Origin of the sequence: Shewanella glacialimarina (assembly GCF_020511155.1) — a bacterium.
In the GTDB taxonomy this organism is placed as follows: Bacteria; Pseudomonadota; Gammaproteobacteria; order Enterobacterales; family Shewanellaceae; genus Shewanella; species Shewanella glacialimarina.
Map to the genome: position 1 here is coordinate 1894094 of NZ_CP041216.1, position 14845 is coordinate 1908938.

Sequence of the window (14845 nt, forward strand, 5' to 3'; positions counted from 1 at the left end):
CGTCGCTGGCTCATATTGAGCCAGTTGGATTTGATTAGAAGTATATGGATAGATCATCATGAATTTGCATGAGTATCAGGCAAAATCTTTATTTGCCGAATATGGTTTACCAGTCTCTGAAGGCTTTGCATGTGATACAGCTCAAGAAGCAGTAGAAGCAGCAGGCCACATTGGCGGAAACTTATGGGTTGTTAAGTGTCAAGTACACGCAGGCGGCCGTGGTAAAGCAGGTGGCGTTAAAGTTACCGGTAATAAAGACGAAATCAGAGCCTTCGCTGAAAACTGGTTAGGCAAGAACTTAGTAACGTACCAGACTGACGCTAAAGGTCAGCCAGTTGCTAAAATTCTAGTTGAAAGCTGTACTGACATCGCTAACGAATTGTACCTAGGTGCAGTAGTTGATCGTAGCACTCGTCGCGTTGTGTTTATGGCGTCTACTGAAGGTGGTGTTGATATCGAGACTGTGGCTGAACATACGCCAGAGCTAATCCACACAGCTATCATTGATCCGTTAACAGGTCCTCAAGCTTTCCAAGCTCGTGATCTTGGCTTCAAGTTAGGTTTAAACCCAACTCAAATGAAGCAGTTCACTAAGATCTTTATGGGTCTTGCGAACATGTTTAACGACCATGATTTTGCGTTATTAGAAATCAACCCGCTTGTTATCACTACTGAAGGCAACCTTCACTGTTTAGATGGCAAAATCGGTATTGATGGCAACGCATTATATCGTCAGCCAAAAATCAAAGCGATGCACGATCCATCACAAGATGATGCTCGTGAAGCACATGCTGCTAAATTTGAATTAAACTATGTTGCTTTAGACGGTAACGTAGGTTGTATGGTTAACGGTGCCGGCCTAGCAATGGGTACAATGGACATCGTAAACTTACATGGCGGCAAGCCAGCTAACTTCTTAGACGTTGGCGGTGGAGCAACTAAAGAACGTGTTGCTGAAGCATTTAAAATCATTCTTTCTGACAGCAATGTTAAAGCAGTATTAGTTAACATCTTCGGTGGTATCGTACGTTGCGATATGATCGCTGAAGGTATTATCGGTGCAGTTAAAGAAGTTGGCGTTAAAGTGCCAGTAGTTGTTCGTCTTGAAGGTACTAACGCCGAATTAGGTCGTGAAGTATTGGCTAAGTCTGGTCTTGATATCATCGCGGCAACAAGTCTAACTGACGCGGCTGAGCAAGTTGTTAAAGCTGCGGAGGGCAAATAATGTCTGTTTTAATTAACAAAGATACCAAGGTAATCTGTCAAGGTTTCACTGGTGGTCAGGGTACTTTCCACTCTGAGCAGGCGATTGCTTATGGCACGCAAATGGTTGGTGGTGTTTCTCCTGGTAAAGGTGGTCAAATCCATTTAGGTCTTCCAGTGTTTAACACTGTCAAAGACGCAGTAGCAGAAACAGGTGCAACAGCATCTGTTATCTACGTACCTGCACCATTTTGTAAAGATGCAATTCTTGAAGCAATCGATGCAGGCATTGAGTTGATCGTTTGTATCACTGAAGGCATTCCTACACTTGATATGCTTCAAGTGAAAGTTAAGCTTGAAGAAACTGGTGTTCGCATGATCGGTCCTAACTGCCCAGGTGTTATCACTCCTGGTGAATGTAAGATTGGTATTATGCCTGGTCACATCCATTTACCTGGAAAAGTGGGTATTGTTTCTCGTTCTGGTACATTAACGTACGAAGCGGTTAAGCAAACTACTGATGAAGGTTTCGGCCAATCTACTTGTGTAGGTATCGGTGGCGATCCAATTCCTGGCACTAACTTCATCGACGTATTGGAAATGTTCCAAAACGATCCACAGACTGAAGCTATTGTAATGATCGGTGAAATCGGTGGTAATGCTGAAGAAGAAGCTGCTGCTTATATCAAAGCACACGTTACTAAGCCTGTTGTATCTTACATTGCTGGTGTTACTGCACCAGAAGGTAAGCGCATGGGCCATGCTGGCGCAATTATCGCTGGCGGTAAAGGTACGGCTGAAGATAAGTTTGCGGCTCTTGAAGCAGCAGGCGTAACTACTGTTCGCTCTTTAGCTGACATTGGTAAAGCACTGCGTACTCGTACTGGTTGGTAATATCATTACCTCACTAGTTTAAAAGGCGCTTAGGCGCCTTTTTTGTTTTTAATTTGTACCTTTATTGATATTTATTAAATCAATAAGCATGGTTTGAGATAAGTCGTTATGTCGATTTTTGGGATCATTTTTCCGTTAATATTTATGGTAGCTTTGGGTTACCTATTGACACGCTTTGAGTTTTTCACTAAAGAGCATATAAGCGGCATTAGTAAATTTACCTTTTATGTCAGTATTCCAGCCTTTTTGTTTATCAATATGCTGGCAGCACCTTTATCTGAAAGTATCGACATCTATACATTATTGTCTTTCTATATTCCCGTACTGATCATTTTCACTTTGGGTTATCGTATTAATCGCCGCTTTAATCCGATTCAATTTAGAAGCCGAGACGCCAGTGCTGTTTTTGCCTTAGGCTCAAGCTACTCCAATACCGTACTAGTTGGTTTACCGATAATTATTGCCGCATTAGGTCAGGCGATGATAGGGCAAGTATTTATGATTATTACATTTCATAGCGCTTGTTTGTTTGCGTTAACTTTTATTCTGGCAGCAAGAGCACACGAACAGGGTTTCTCTTGGAGAAAATTTACTCGTTCTATGGTGTTAAACCCGGTTGTGATGAGTATTAGTTTAGGGATTGCAGCCAACGCTGTTGGTCTCAATTTAGGCACACATTTACAGGAAAGCCTTACGTTACTTTCAAAACCAGCCTTAGCGTGTGCTTTATTTGTACTTGGTGCTAATTTAAGTTTTTATAAAATAGGCGACAGTTGGCGGTTAGCGTTATTGGCGAGTGGGTTAAAAATTCTGTTGCTTCCAGCACTTGTTTACCTGATGTCGGTGATGGTATTTAATTTAGAAAGCCAAAAAACGACCATGCTTGTGTTGCTCAGCGCTTCACCTTTAGGGGTTAATGCCTACTTAATTGCCACTGAACTTAAACAACATGAGTCGACTTTAGGCAGTACGGTAGTGCTATCGACATTGCTCTCGGTATTCAGCTTTAGCTTGTGGTTATTTTTTTTGTTATAAATTTTAACGTTTTTTTGTTAACCGTTATTTGGCTTGTATGGGGTGTAAGTGCTGCGTATATTGCTGATATATAAAGTTAGATTAAGGCTGTTTTTTTTATAAGACAAGGAATGAGTCATGCAACTAATAAACACCTATGAAACATATTTTAAGACCAATTTATTGCTTAAATTATTGGTGCTTATACTCGTGAATATAAGTTTTGCCATTCAAGCAAATGAATTTGTTTCGGGAAGGGATTATGTTGAATTAGAGAGCCCTCCAAGTGTTGAAAAAGAAGTCAGAGAATATTTTTCTTTTTATGCTAATCGATAATGTGTTTAATGATCAAATATTCAGCTAGTTCAACGTTAATTTGATGCTAATTAGTCATTTATTAGCCGCCCATTAAGCGCTAGAACAGTGCTTATTAAGTCTTCGCTAGGTTATTTGAACTCGATGTATGACTGCGACTTATCCTCAACTTAAGGTAAGGCACTTTTATACATCGAATTTTTTATAGTGCAGCGCTATAAAATCATCATTGAATGGCAGATAACGGCTGTTACAGTCGATCTCTGGTTAGAGCGTGTTATTCATAAGCTTTTATTAATTGAGTGATGACAATATTAAAAGGAATGCAGATGGCGTTTAATGATATGTTTCGGCTGAGTGCCCATGCGGTAATAACTAATGATGAAGGGCAGGTATTACAACTTAAAGCGACCTATGGCGCTAAACATTGGGGCTTGCCTGGTGGCGCGTTAGAGTTAGGTGAAACCATACATCAAGCCGTTATACGTGAGTGTTTAGAAGAGTTAGGTTGCGATATTGCAATTGACTATCTGTCGGGCGTTTATTATCACGGTGCTTATCAATCACAGGTGTTTATTTTTAAATGCAATATTATGGATGTAACCATGATTGCATTAAGTTCAGAACACAGCGAGTACCAATATTTCGATATTGCTGATCTATCTACAGTGCAGCAAATTCGGGTCAAAGCTTGCTTAGATTTTTCTGGGAAAGTTGATAGCAAAGTTTTCTAAAAGTAGTGCTATGTACTGGTAAAACAATGCGTCTGCTAATAAACTCAGACTTTGACAATCTTTGTTAATCCAGACGCATATAACAATTGATGTTCCGACCCATTTACTTGTCAATCATGCCTTTTAATACAATATCGTCATAGGTTACAAATCCTTTGATGTCGTTGTCTTCTAATACTGGTGCTTTGTTAATGCCAAAACGCTCAAATAATCTGGCTGTATAGCGCACATCCATATCAGCTGAAACAGAAAACACCGGTTTAATCATAATTTCATATACATTGGTGCGATCCGGAGACTTGTCTTTGGCCAAAACTTTGCGCGCAATATCACTCATCAATACCAAGCCATACTCGTCATGTTCAGTGCGTTTATTGACTACTAACACTTTGACATTATTGGCAACAGCGGTGGCAATTGCTTCTGAAACTGTAATTGTGCCATCTACCATGGCATAGTCTTGATTTAACACATCACGGTTTCTTACAGGGGTCCTAACGTTCATATTTGATCCTCAATCTCTTTGGTCAGCTGTTGTACTTGATGCGCCACACCCACGGCGTCTTCAACATCTATTTGAATGGCGATGCCGCGGCCTTTATTGGTATCAAATTTACCCACTTTAGAAATTGTCTCCAAAATATGACGTGACATGTGTTCTTCAACTAACCAGAAAATAACATCACGCTGTACATCTAAGCCTAAGCCCATAAAGGTTTTTTTCTTTACCAGACCTTCACCTCTTGCATGATTAATGACTGTGGCTCCAGTTGCGCCGGCTTCGCGAGCAGCATCTAGGATCTCATCTGTGCAATCATCATCCACAAAGGCAACAATTAATTTAAAGCGCATCTGTATGTTCCTCTTGCTGCTCAGTGGCAGCTTTACGTTTAGAGATGTATTCGACTATTTGGGCATAGGCCATCACGGAAATAATCGGAAATAAACTGGCAAAAGCGATCAGGCCAAAGCCATCAATTAAAGGGTTACGACCTTCCACATTAGTCGCTAAACCTAATCCTAATGCGGCAACGAGAGGCACGGTAACGGTTGAGGTGGTGACTCCGCCAGAGTCATATGCCAATGGAATAATCATTTTAGGGGCGTAAAAGGTTTGAATGACCACTATGATGTAACCCCCCATGATGTAGTAATGAATGGGATCGCCAACTACGATACGAAAACAGCCTAATGCGATACCAAAGGCAACACCAATAGCAACCGATATGCGCAGGCCTTGGATGCCAACAGTACCACCAGATACTTCATTGGCTTTAATTGCCACCGCAATCAGTGAAGGTTCTGCAATTGTGGTACTAAAGCCAATGGCCGCAGCAAATATGTATACCCATAAATAATCTTGCCAAATAAACGGTGTTGGCGCGCCGTCAGGATGCAAAAATTCTGCTGTGGTGAGCTGATTGGCCATGCTTTCGCCTATAGGGAATAACGCCATCTCTAATCCGACTAAGAAAAAAGTCAAACCCACAATGACATAAATGAAACCTAAGGCCACTTTACGCCAGTTAGGAATAGGGCGTTTTAGTACGCCTAATTGAAAGCCAAATAAGATAACCGCAATGGGCACCACATCTCTGGCTGTCAGTAATAAGGTTTCCAATAGCAGATAAAACATGTTGGCTCCTTATAGAAAGACCATGCCGTAAAGCATGACAAAAATCATTGGTGTTAAGCTAGCAAAAGCAATTAAACCAAAGCCATCCAGCATAGGATTTCTGCCTTTAATAACGGTTGCTAACCCTACGCCTAAAGCCGTCACTAATGGAACGGTTATGGTCGATGTAGTGACACCTCCAGAGTCGTAGGCAATACCAATAATACTTGCAGGGGCAAAAAAGGTCAGTATCATCACTATGGAGTAACCGCCGATGATCATGTAATGGATAGGCCAGCCTTTTAAAATACGAATAACACCGAGTAAAATGGCCAAACCAACGGATATTGCTACAGTTAAGCGCAAGCCCATAGCATAGTCATTTAAAGCCGCTTCATTGTTAGTAATGGCGCCTGCTTCTGCGGCAACTTTAGCGGCTTCATTGGCTACGGCTGTCAATGCAGGTTCTGCCAGTGTGGTACCAAACCCCAGAGAAAAAGAGAAAATAACTAGCCAAAACAGACTGCCTTTTCTGGCTAAGGCTTCAGCTAAAGATTCACCTATAGGGAATAAGCCCATTTCTAGGCCAAAAACGAAGAATGTTAAACCTAGTACAATAAATACTAGCCCAACAAGAATTGAACCTAATTGATCGGGTGCTTGTTTTAGAATAAAAATTTCGAAAAATCCCACAACGACAATAATGGGAACTAAGTCTTTAAAACTACTGAACATAGAGGTTAATAGCTTGAGCAGTGCTGACATCCATCCTCCATTAAAATCAACAATCTAGCCAATTTGTTAGTTTATGTAATCAGTGTGCCTTAGATGTTATAAATAACAACAATATGAATACAATAGTTATGGTTTTTTTGATGTAAATCAAAAAAGAGTCAATTGATGTGAGCTAGGTGGAATAGATTAACGATTAACATTTTTTCAATACAGAGTATTATCATTACATTGCTACATTTTTAGATATGCACTATTTGGAGATATGCACTATGTAGAAGTTATTGGGTATTTTTAGTCTTTTTGTTGTGTTAGTTTTTAAATCATTTTATGCGAATGCCAATGAGTCCTTCATTAATCCTACTGAAAATTTGCTGCAATCGCACTCTGCTGACGGCTATTTTCAGGTGTTCAGTTTAACTAAAGGCATGTCTCTAATCGTTGAGGAAGGACGATTAGAGCCTCGTTCTATTGGCAGTATCAGCGTTAAATTATATCGCAATTTTGATGTAGGGGACTTTGCCGCGGGAATAACTTTTCCCCGTGATGGCACTATATCTAAAGTCTCGATTTCAAATGATGCCGAGGGTGAACAGCAGGTAACCATTACGACTGTTACCGCAGGCAGTGGACGCTATCGGTTGGAGCAAAATGTATGCATTACCAATGTCACACTAGAGATGTGTGGAGCCAGCCATGAGTAGCATTGTTATTGCTGGCGTAGGTATGACGCCTTTTTGTAAGCCAGGACAGCATCAGCCTTATCGTGTGATGGCTGCCAATGCAATTAAGTTAGCTTTGGCCGATGCCGGTATTAATGCTAAGCAAATACAACAGGCATTTGGTGCATATATTTATGGTGATAGTACCTGTGCGCAACATGCTTTTTATGATGTTATTCAAAGTGGTATCCCTGTTATTAACGTCAATAATAATTGCTCTAGTGGTTCTACCGCGTTGTACTTAGCCAGGCAGGCTGTGATGTCTGGCGAAGTTGAGTGTGCATTAGCCTTTGGGTTCGAAGAAATGCAGCCAGGTGCCCTAGGGTCAAATTGGCAAGACAGAGAAAGCCCATTTACTCGAATAGCACCGGTGTTAAATCAGTTTAATGCACCCGATGGTCCAATCGCATTACGGGCTTTTGGAGCTGCGGGCCGCCATTACATGGATAAATATAATGTCACTGCTGAATTATTTGCCAAGGTTGCAGTAAAGTCCCGTCGCCATGCGATGAACAACCCTTATGCTTTATTGAAAATGCCATTATGTGCGGAGCAAGTATTGGCTGATAAGGTGATTTACGATGGCTATTTAACTCGCCTTATGGCGTGTCCTCCCACTTGTGGTGCGGCAGCTGTCATTGTATGCAGTGATAAATTTGCTAAACAGCATGGTATAAGCTCCAAGGTTAAAATTCTTGCTCAAGCTATGGCAACCGATACCCAAGATTCTTGGCAAGATCCTATTAATGCAGTGGGCCAGAGCATGACTCAAATGGCGGCGAAAAAAGTGTATAACGCTGCAGGTATATCGCCACAGGATTTAGATGTGATTGAGCTACATGACTGCTTTACGCCTAATGAAGTCATCACCTATGAGGCTTTGGGGTTATGCGCAGAGGGGGAGGCTGAAAAATTTATTAAGCAGGGAAACAATACCTATGGTGGCCAGTTTGTTATTGGCCCTTCAGGTGGCTTAATGTCTAAAGGTCATCCGATTGGTGCTACAGGATTAGCGCAATGCGCAGAACTTGTTTGGCATTTACGCGATCAAGCAGGTGATCGTCAGGTGCAAGGAGCTCGCTTAGCATTACAACATAATGTGGGTTTAGGTGGTGCTGTTGTGGTGACTTTATACGGTAAATGATGTACCGTTATTGTTGCTAAATTATGTCTTTTTAGTGCCCAGTTTAGGTACTTTACTCAGATAAATAGAGAATGGAATCTTCATGAAATATACACCCTTCCAGTTTAATTCGAATATTATTGCTGCAAAAATCAGAATGTGTGTTTACGGCAGTCTTTTAGTGGCGAGCATCGTTTCGCCTATGGTGCAAGCGGCTGATTTTTCTTCAAGTTATCAAGCTTATCAACAAGCCGTTGCATCAAAAGATGTAGAGCAAACATTAGTGTATGCTCAGCAAGCTTATGATTTCGGAAAAGTCAGCTTTGGTGAAAACCACATCGATACGGCGATGTTACTGATGAACCTTGCCAATGCGCAACGTGATAGTGGTGATAACGTTTCAGCAAGCCAGAATTATGACAACGTATTGGCCAGCTACATTACACATTATGGAAACAATAGCATTGAAGTGTTAGATCCTATGTTGTTAGTTGCAGAGTCAACAACCAATGACAAAAAGGCCCAAGCACTTTTTGAAGATACCATTGGTGTGGCAAAGTCACTCAAAGATCCATTAGTGTTAGCTGAAGTTTATACTGCGGCGTTTAAGCACTTATATAAAACCTCAAAATATAATCACACCATAAAAAACTATGGTTTAAAGGCATATGACATTTACAGCCAACATCTTCCCGAGGATGCTATTGTGCGTGTTGATGCCACTCATCTGGCGGCATCCATCCAGTTTGCTGAAAAACACTATGACACTGCAAAGCGCTTATTTCTTGAGGTAATCAAACAGTATCAAGCCCTTGATTATAGCCATCCATCAGAGTTGCATGCTCACGCTGTGTTGGTTGAGTTGTATGAGAAACAAAATAATAGCCAACAAGCGACGGCACACTGTATTGCGATTGGTAAAATGAAACCTTGGTCGGATGATCAGGATCAAGTGCCCTTATTTAGACATCATCCAAATTATCCAAAATCCTATGCAAAAGACAGAAAAGAGGGATGGGTTGATATGGCGTTTATCATTGATAAAAATGGCTTTGTTAAGTCGGCATCGGTATTAGATTCTAAGGGCGGAAAACGTTTTGAAATAGAATCGTTAGAGGCCATTCAAAAATGGCGCTATGCACCTAAGTTTGTTGATGGTAATCCGGTTCAGGCAGAAGCAAAAGTGCGTCTTGATTTCACCATTGCTAATAGCTAAAACACCATGTAAACAGTGAGTAGCAAGAACAGTATACAAACTAAGCCAGCCTCAATGAGTCGCTGGCTTTTTTGTAGTTGATTCTTGCCTTGTTTCAATACGGTGACTAAATTTTGTTGGTTGTAAATTCTGCATGTGAGCAGATCGGTTTGAGGATCGACCAATAATTTACATTGATATTTATGCCCGTCATTTAACAAGATGTCGTGACAACTTAAAATGCCGAAATTGAATTTTTTCGACACAACTTTACCATTCAATATCACCTTTTCTAGTCCACACCAATCGCTTGCTTGCAGTTCAAAATTGTCTTGGTTTAAAAGATAATTAAACTTGATCATAGCATCACCCCTGTTGTGCTTTAACTGTTGCGACTAGTAATAAGCTAAGCAGAGTAATATGACATTTTCCAGTGTCAAAATATGAAGGTTTAAAGAAAACAGGCTAATTGATTGGTGGCTAAATGAATTTTTATTTTCACTATATTTTCTTGCCTAAATGGCGGTTATACACTTATTTACGTTTGCGGTGGAGGACTGAGTTTTAATCGTTATCACTGTAGCTCTTGAGTAAGTCTTTCCAAGTAATAATGCCAATTAATGTGCCATTGTCCAAGACAGGCAAACTGCCAATATTATATTTTAGAATAATTTCACAAGCATGTTTAAGACGCGTATCTGGTGATACGGTAATAGGGTTGTGGCTCATTACTTGGTGGACGCGCTTATTGAGTGTTTCTGTGTCACGAATAAGTTCTGCAGCTGTACCTAGGTTAGGACTAAGGGCTTTTAAAAAGTCTCTGTGTGATAAAATGCCTTGCAGTTTGTCATTTTCATCAATGGCCAATAAATGGTGAAAACTGACATTGTCGAAAATGTGTTTTGCCACCGACAATCTATCATCAATTGAAACGGTGACAATACGTGTTGTCATAATGTCGCGAACTAATATCATTGCAGCAGGCATATTTATCTCCTATAACACGGCGAATAATAGAGGCGTTAACCGTATTATTTATATATATCAGATAAACTATAGTACAACAATGAGTTAGCTACATAATCTTAATCAGTAAAAAGGCTAAACGCTACCTTGTTAAGCCAAGATATTTTTGTGCTTTAATCGGTTTGAGCTGATGAACATCAACCAAGACCAGGCCATCGATACAATCACCAAACTCTGCATCAATGCCAAAGTCGATGAATTGCACGCCCTGATCTTCACACAATTCACCATATTGTTTAAATAAAGTCGGTACTGAAACACCCATATTAGCTAATGTCCTTTTCAGAATTTTAAAATTGTCAGCGTATGTCTCACCATTGAATTGACGACATAATTGGTGTGTCCGTTCATCGGTAAACTGGTAAGAATTAAATGAGGTTGCCAGTGTAGACTGCGTTGGAAATTGATTTTTATAAAAATAAATAAGTAATTCTTTAGCGGGCTCAGGATAGCTGTTACTAATCGAAACCGGGCCAAATAAGTAGCGATACTGAGGGTTTTTGAGAAGAAATGCGCCAATACCTTGCCACAAATACTCAAGGCTTCTTCTGCCCCAATATTTAGGTTGCACAAAGCTTCGGCCTAACTCTAACCCTTGTTCAAAATAAGGACTAAAATCTGGCTGATATTGAAATAAAGTTTGGCTATATAGCCCTGTGGTAGATATTTCATTATGAATACGCTTTGCACTAGCAAAACGATAAGCACCGACGATTTCTAAATCATCTTTATCCCATAATACGAGGTGCCAATAGTCATTATCATATTTGTCGGTATCTCTGCGTTTGCCAGTGCCTTCACCGACAGCTCTAAAGGCAATTTCACGTAGTCTGCCGATTTCACGCATGATGGCACTGCTGTCATCATGCTGATAAAGATAAATGACTTTATTGTCTGATGTGAGTCCAAGCTGTTCACATTGTTGTAATTCATGTTGCAAAGTGGCGCGAGACTCTGGGTGAGCAATGGCATTTTGAGTACTAAACAGCGGTGGCCTATTTTTACCTATACGGTAAAGATGATTTTTTAGCAGATTAACCTGAGTTTTTAACGGAAAGTCATTATTCGACACGGTTTCTTTAGCAATCAGTTTGCCAATACGAACCGGCATCACTTGATTGATTTGGCGAAACATTTCCTTAACGAGTAACAGTGTTGCTAATGGCTTATAAATCATTGATGCGCCATAAAAAGTTGCAGAATTTTTCGCATCGACAAACATAGGTAACAATGGCGCATTACAGGCTTTGGCCATTTTAACAAACCCGCTTTGCCATAATAAATCCGTCACACCGCTTGGGCGTATTCGAGACACTTCACCCGATGGAAATATTAATATTGCTCCTTCACGTTTTAGATGTTGATGGATATTATCTAAATTTTGCTTTGGGGTGCCGCCAGTCATGTTTCTGACGGGTAATAAAATCGAGTGCAGCGGTTTAATAGCCATTAGTAACTCATTGGCGACGACTTTAATGTCTGGGCGGACTTTGCTAATTAACTTGATTAATGCAAGGGCGTCAAGTGAGCCGATAGGGTGATTAGCATAGATAACCACACGGCCGTCAATCGGAATATTTTCAATTTCATTATTGGGTACGCTGTAACTAAAATTAAAGCTAGCCAGTACCTGTTCAACAAAGTCTACCCCGGTTAAATGCTTATACTGCATCGCAATATCATTGCATTGCTGCTCGTGCAAAAGATAACGTAGCATGGCTTTGGTTGGCTTGGATAACCAAGGGAATTTAGCCAATTGAGGTAAATTTTTGTCAACCATTTGATCGACAGTAAACATCATTTCTGCGGACTTCATTATGCTACCTTCTTATTAGGTTGTTTTTGGGTTGAGGCTGTATGAAGAGGTAAAGGACTAGCGGTGCCAATATTGTCGATAATTTGAGGCGTTTTAGTCAGTTCATTCCATTTTAATAATTGAAAGTCACCGGATAGGGTTTCAGCGATTAAGGTACAGTTTTCAACCCAATCACCATCGTTAGCATAGATAATCCTGTGTTTACCCTTATGGTGAATAGAGAGTTCTGGTTGATGAATATGGCCACAAATGACCATATCGACTTGTTGTTTTAAGGCAAATCGTAGCACTGCATCTTTAAAACTATTAATGGCTTGTTGGGCTTTGTTTACTCTGAGTTTTATATAGCTGGCAAGTGACCAATAAGGGTAGCCAAGTTGGCTGCGTACACTATGAAGATGCCGATTTAGCCATAACAAAACATCGTATAAATGATCCCCTAGTTTGGCGTAGGTGCGGCTGACACAAACTTCAGAGTCAAATTGATCGCCATGTAACATCAGGCAGCGTTTGCCCAGAATAGATTGATGAATATAACTTGGTGCGATTGTGATACCACGAAAATGACTATCTACGTAAGGTTTGAACATCTCATCGTGATTACCAGGGATATAAAATACTTGGGTGCCATTTTGGGCTAATGCTAGTATTTTTGTTAATACAGCTTGATGGCTATCTGGCCAGTAAACCCGTTTTTTTAATGCCCAAATATCGATGATGTCACCGACTAAATACAGGTATTGGCATGGGTTACTATTTAAAAAATCTAATAAAAAATCAGCTTTGCAGTCAATACTGCCTAAATGAACATCCGACAGCCAAACGGCATAAAACGACTGTTGCTCGGATGTTGCCTCATCCCAACTATCATTTTCTTGATGAAGGTGTTTAGTCGATATATGAGATGAGAATACAGAGTGAGCAGATGCTTGCGAGACTTGTTTAAATAACGCACTGATTTTATCCATTCGCTTAATCTCTACAAATAGTATTGCATTAAGATAATGAAAGCTTACTGGGGATTATTGACTAATTCGTGACGGATATATTGCATTTAGATGAAGTTTACAAATTGCTGCTGAGTTAATTGACTTGAACAAGTAACAAAAAGGGAAGCCTATGCTTCCCTTGTTTGATCTTGCTTGGGTAATGAATATTTAACCATCATTACTTTGAACTGATTTAACGGCCTGCATTAATAATGGCACGAGCCATTTCATCGGCGACTGAACCTGTTGTGCGGTTTTCAGCATCTGCGCGAGTAAACACAGTTAATAATGTTTGATAAATTTGCTCAACCTTAGCGGTTGCAGCTGCTTTATCATAGTTATTTTCAAAAGAGACATTAATAATACCACCGGCATTAATCACATAATCAGGTGCGTATAAAATGCCCATTTCTTTAAGCTTTTCACCGTGGCGCACTTCAGCTAGTTGATTGTTGGCACAACCCGCTACAATAGTGGCTTTTAATAAAGGCAATGTAATGTCATTTAACGTTGCCCCTAATGCACAAGGTGCATATACATCAACATCTTGATTGTAGATATCTTGCGGCTCTACTAGGGTTGCACCAAACTCGGTTGCGACACGGTCAAGAGACGCTTGATGAATATCTGTGACAATGAGTTTTGCACCGGCTTCATGTAAATGTTTGCACAAATAGTATCCGACATGGCCAACACCTTGTACTGACACTTTAATGCCTTCTAAACTATCAATTCCACGTTGGTGTTTAACGGCCGCTTTAATGCCTAAATACGTGCCTAGAGCTGTTAACGGCGACGGATCACCTGACTTGCCTTCAAGTCCAGCTACATAAGGGGTTTCACGGTTGGCTATCATCATATCTGATGTGGATACGCCGACATCTTCCGCAGAGTAGTATTTTCCGCCTAAGCTATTAACAAAACGACCAAAAGCGAGGAACAGTTTTTCACGGTCTGTCGTTTTAGGATCAGCTATGATAACGGCTTTACCACCACCCATAGTTAAACCAGCAAGGGCATTTTTATATGTCATCCCTCTAGAAAGACGCAATACGTCTGTCAATGCTTCATCATCAGATTGATAATTCCACATTCTACAGCCACCCACAGCGGGGCCTTTATTGGTATTGTGCACCGCAATAATGGCTTTTAAGCCACTTTCTTTATCATGACAAAATACTACTTGTTCGTGCTCATCAAACGAGACATGATTAAATACAGACACGGAAAATCTCCACTTGCTTTTGGGGTCGTGTGCTAGTTTTGACTAACACTTAATTATTACCATTCTGGCAATACTTGATAACAGGCTATGACAAGTTTAAAAGCAATAACCACGAGGGTAGATTGAGCTACACCATTCGTTATGCACTACTTTCGCATGTTCAACACTGAGGATATCAAATATGCATCAAATTCGGTATTTGGTTTTTGGTATTGCAGCAAGATAGCATTTAGCGATACTCT

Annotated in this window: 17 protein-coding genes; 8 read left to right on the top strand and 9 right to left on the bottom strand. The window is 40.4% G+C overall.

Annotation, left to right across the window (positions count from 1 at the left end; translation table 11 throughout):
• The first annotated feature begins 58 nt into the window (after positions 1 to 58).
• From sucC to FJ709_RS08150, 5 genes are all read left to right on the top strand, one after another.
• The gene (gene sucC / locus FJ709_RS08130) at positions 59 to 1225 is read left to right on the top strand and encodes an ADP-forming succinate--CoA ligase subunit beta (protein ID WP_226415298.1); all 1167 of its coding nucleotides are present in this window, start codon (positions 59 to 61) and stop codon (positions 1223 to 1225) included.
• The gene (sucD, locus tag FJ709_RS08135) at positions 1225 to 2097 is read left to right on the top strand and encodes a succinate--CoA ligase subunit alpha (RefSeq protein WP_226415300.1); all 873 of its coding nucleotides are present in this window, start codon (positions 1225 to 1227) and stop codon (positions 2095 to 2097) included. The genes sucC and sucD overlap by 1 nt, the downstream gene beginning before the upstream one ends.
• Before the next feature lie 108 nt (positions 2098 to 2205).
• Entirely contained in the window at positions 2206 to 3132 is a 927-nt protein-coding gene (locus FJ709_RS08140; RefSeq protein ID WP_226415302.1) for an AEC family transporter, read from the top strand.
• A gap of 117 nt (positions 3133 to 3249) precedes the next feature.
• Positions 3250 to 3447 (top strand): hypothetical protein, encoded by a 198-nt coding sequence (locus FJ709_RS08145; RefSeq protein WP_226415304.1) that lies wholly within the window; start codon positions 3250 to 3252, stop codon positions 3445 to 3447.
• A gap of 308 nt (positions 3448 to 3755) precedes the next feature.
• Positions 3756 to 4160, top strand: coding sequence for an NUDIX hydrolase (locus tag FJ709_RS08150; protein ID WP_226415306.1), 405 nt, complete (start codon positions 3756 to 3758; stop codon positions 4158 to 4160).
• Positions 4161 to 4263: 103 nt separating this feature from the next.
• On the opposite strand, the gene FJ709_RS08155 is transcribed toward FJ709_RS08150, so the two are convergent.
• The 4 genes from FJ709_RS08155 to FJ709_RS08170 are packed head-to-tail and all read right to left on the bottom strand — an operon-like array spanning position 4264 to position 6540.
• A complete protein-coding gene (locus tag FJ709_RS08155; RefSeq protein ID WP_226415308.1) occupies positions 4264 to 4665 on the bottom strand; it encodes a CBS domain-containing protein in 402 nt (133 codons plus the stop codon).
• On the bottom strand, positions 4662 to 5012 hold the full coding sequence (locus FJ709_RS08160; RefSeq protein WP_226415310.1) for a P-II family nitrogen regulator: 351 nt from the start codon (positions 5010 to 5012) through the stop codon (positions 4662 to 4664). Before FJ709_RS08160 ends, FJ709_RS08155 begins: the two co-directional genes overlap by 4 nt.
• Entirely contained in the window at positions 5002 to 5796 is a 795-nt protein-coding gene (locus FJ709_RS08165) for a DUF1538 domain-containing protein (RefSeq protein WP_226415312.1), read from the bottom strand. Before FJ709_RS08165 ends, FJ709_RS08160 begins: the two co-directional genes overlap by 11 nt.
• A 9-nt stretch (positions 5797 to 5805) precedes the next feature.
• Positions 5806 to 6540, bottom strand: a complete 735-nt coding sequence (locus FJ709_RS08170; protein ID WP_226415314.1) for a DUF1538 domain-containing protein — start codon at positions 6538 to 6540, stop codon at positions 5806 to 5808.
• A gap of 251 nt (positions 6541 to 6791) precedes the next feature.
• Between FJ709_RS08170 and FJ709_RS08175 the strand changes: the two genes are divergently transcribed.
• From FJ709_RS08175 to FJ709_RS08185, 3 genes are all read left to right on the top strand, one after another.
• The gene (locus tag FJ709_RS08175) at positions 6792 to 7211 is read left to right on the top strand and encodes a PliI family lysozyme inhibitor of I-type lysozyme (protein ID WP_226415316.1); all 420 of its coding nucleotides are present in this window, start codon (positions 6792 to 6794) and stop codon (positions 7209 to 7211) included.
• A complete protein-coding gene (locus FJ709_RS08180; RefSeq protein WP_226415319.1) occupies positions 7204 to 8373 on the top strand; it encodes a lipid-transfer protein in 1170 nt (389 codons plus the stop codon). Before FJ709_RS08175 ends, FJ709_RS08180 begins: the two co-directional genes overlap by 8 nt.
• Before the next feature lie 82 nt (positions 8374 to 8455).
• Complete coding sequence (locus FJ709_RS08185) at positions 8456 to 9568, top strand: energy transducer TonB (RefSeq protein ID WP_226415321.1); 1113 nt, start codon at positions 8456 to 8458, stop codon at positions 9566 to 9568.
• On the opposite strand, the gene FJ709_RS08190 is transcribed toward FJ709_RS08185, so the two are convergent.
• From FJ709_RS08190 to FJ709_RS08210, 5 genes are all read right to left on the bottom strand, one after another.
• Positions 9565 to 9909 (bottom strand): hypothetical protein, encoded by a 345-nt coding sequence (locus tag FJ709_RS08190; RefSeq protein WP_226415323.1) that lies wholly within the window; start codon positions 9907 to 9909, stop codon positions 9565 to 9567. The two genes, FJ709_RS08185 and FJ709_RS08190, sit on opposite strands and share 4 nt — an antisense overlap.
• A gap of 202 nt (positions 9910 to 10111) precedes the next feature.
• The gene (locus tag FJ709_RS08195) at positions 10112 to 10534 is read right to left on the bottom strand and encodes a CBS domain-containing protein (protein WP_226415325.1); all 423 of its coding nucleotides are present in this window, start codon (positions 10532 to 10534) and stop codon (positions 10112 to 10114) included.
• A gap of 121 nt (positions 10535 to 10655) precedes the next feature.
• A complete protein-coding gene (locus FJ709_RS08200) occupies positions 10656 to 12389 on the bottom strand; it encodes a GNAT family N-acyltransferase (protein WP_226415327.1) in 1734 nt (577 codons plus the stop codon).
• Positions 12389 to 13357, bottom strand: a complete 969-nt coding sequence (locus FJ709_RS08205; protein WP_226415329.1) for a UDP-2,3-diacylglucosamine diphosphatase — start codon at positions 13355 to 13357, stop codon at positions 12389 to 12391. Before FJ709_RS08205 ends, FJ709_RS08200 begins: the two co-directional genes overlap by 1 nt.
• 214 nt (positions 13358 to 13571) lie before the next feature.
• Positions 13572 to 14603, bottom strand: a complete 1032-nt coding sequence (locus tag FJ709_RS08210) for a Glu/Leu/Phe/Val dehydrogenase dimerization domain-containing protein (RefSeq protein ID WP_226415331.1) — start codon at positions 14601 to 14603, stop codon at positions 13572 to 13574.
• Between the last annotated feature and the right edge of the window lie 242 nt (positions 14604 to 14845).

What these genes read in the sequence shown, in the direction of transcription:
- sucC (WP_226415298.1), top strand. Translation starts at nt 59, where the DNA reads ATGAATTTGCATGAGTATCAGGCAAAATCTTTATTTGCCGAATATGGT.
- FJ709_RS08200 (WP_226415327.1), bottom strand. Translation starts at nt 12,389, where the DNA reads ATGAAGTCCGCAGAAATGATGTTTACTGTCGATCAAATGGTTGACAAA.
- FJ709_RS08145 (WP_226415304.1), top strand. Translation starts at nt 3,250, where the DNA reads ATGCAACTAATAAACACCTATGAAACATATTTTAAGACCAATTTATTG.
- sucD (WP_226415300.1), top strand. Translation starts at nt 1,225, where the DNA reads ATGTCTGTTTTAATTAACAAAGATACCAAGGTAATCTGTCAAGGTTTC.
- FJ709_RS08140 (WP_226415302.1), top strand. Translation starts at nt 2,206, where the DNA reads ATGTCGATTTTTGGGATCATTTTTCCGTTAATATTTATGGTAGCTTTG.
- FJ709_RS08205 (WP_226415329.1), bottom strand. Translation starts at nt 13,357, where the DNA reads ATGGATAAAATCAGTGCGTTATTTAAACAAGTCTCGCAAGCATCTGCT.
- FJ709_RS08185 (WP_226415321.1), top strand. Translation starts at nt 8,456, where the DNA reads ATGAAATATACACCCTTCCAGTTTAATTCGAATATTATTGCTGCAAAA.
- FJ709_RS08160 (WP_226415310.1), bottom strand. Translation starts at nt 5,012, where the DNA reads ATGCGCTTTAAATTAATTGTTGCCTTTGTGGATGATGATTGCACAGAT.
- FJ709_RS08195 (WP_226415325.1), bottom strand. Translation starts at nt 10,534, where the DNA reads ATGCCTGCTGCAATGATATTAGTTCGCGACATTATGACAACACGTATT.
- FJ709_RS08155 (WP_226415308.1), bottom strand. Translation starts at nt 4,665, where the DNA reads ATGAACGTTAGGACCCCTGTAAGAAACCGTGATGTGTTAAATCAAGAC.
- FJ709_RS08165 (WP_226415312.1), bottom strand. Translation starts at nt 5,796, where the DNA reads ATGTTTTATCTGCTATTGGAAACCTTATTACTGACAGCCAGAGATGTG.
- FJ709_RS08170 (WP_226415314.1), bottom strand. Translation starts at nt 6,540, where the DNA reads ATGTCAGCACTGCTCAAGCTATTAACCTCTATGTTCAGTAGTTTTAAA.
- FJ709_RS08190 (WP_226415323.1), bottom strand. Translation starts at nt 9,909, where the DNA reads ATGATCAAGTTTAATTATCTTTTAAACCAAGACAATTTTGAACTGCAA.
- FJ709_RS08180 (WP_226415319.1), top strand. Translation starts at nt 7,204, where the DNA reads ATGAGTAGCATTGTTATTGCTGGCGTAGGTATGACGCCTTTTTGTAAG.
- FJ709_RS08150 (WP_226415306.1), top strand. Translation starts at nt 3,756, where the DNA reads ATGGCGTTTAATGATATGTTTCGGCTGAGTGCCCATGCGGTAATAACT.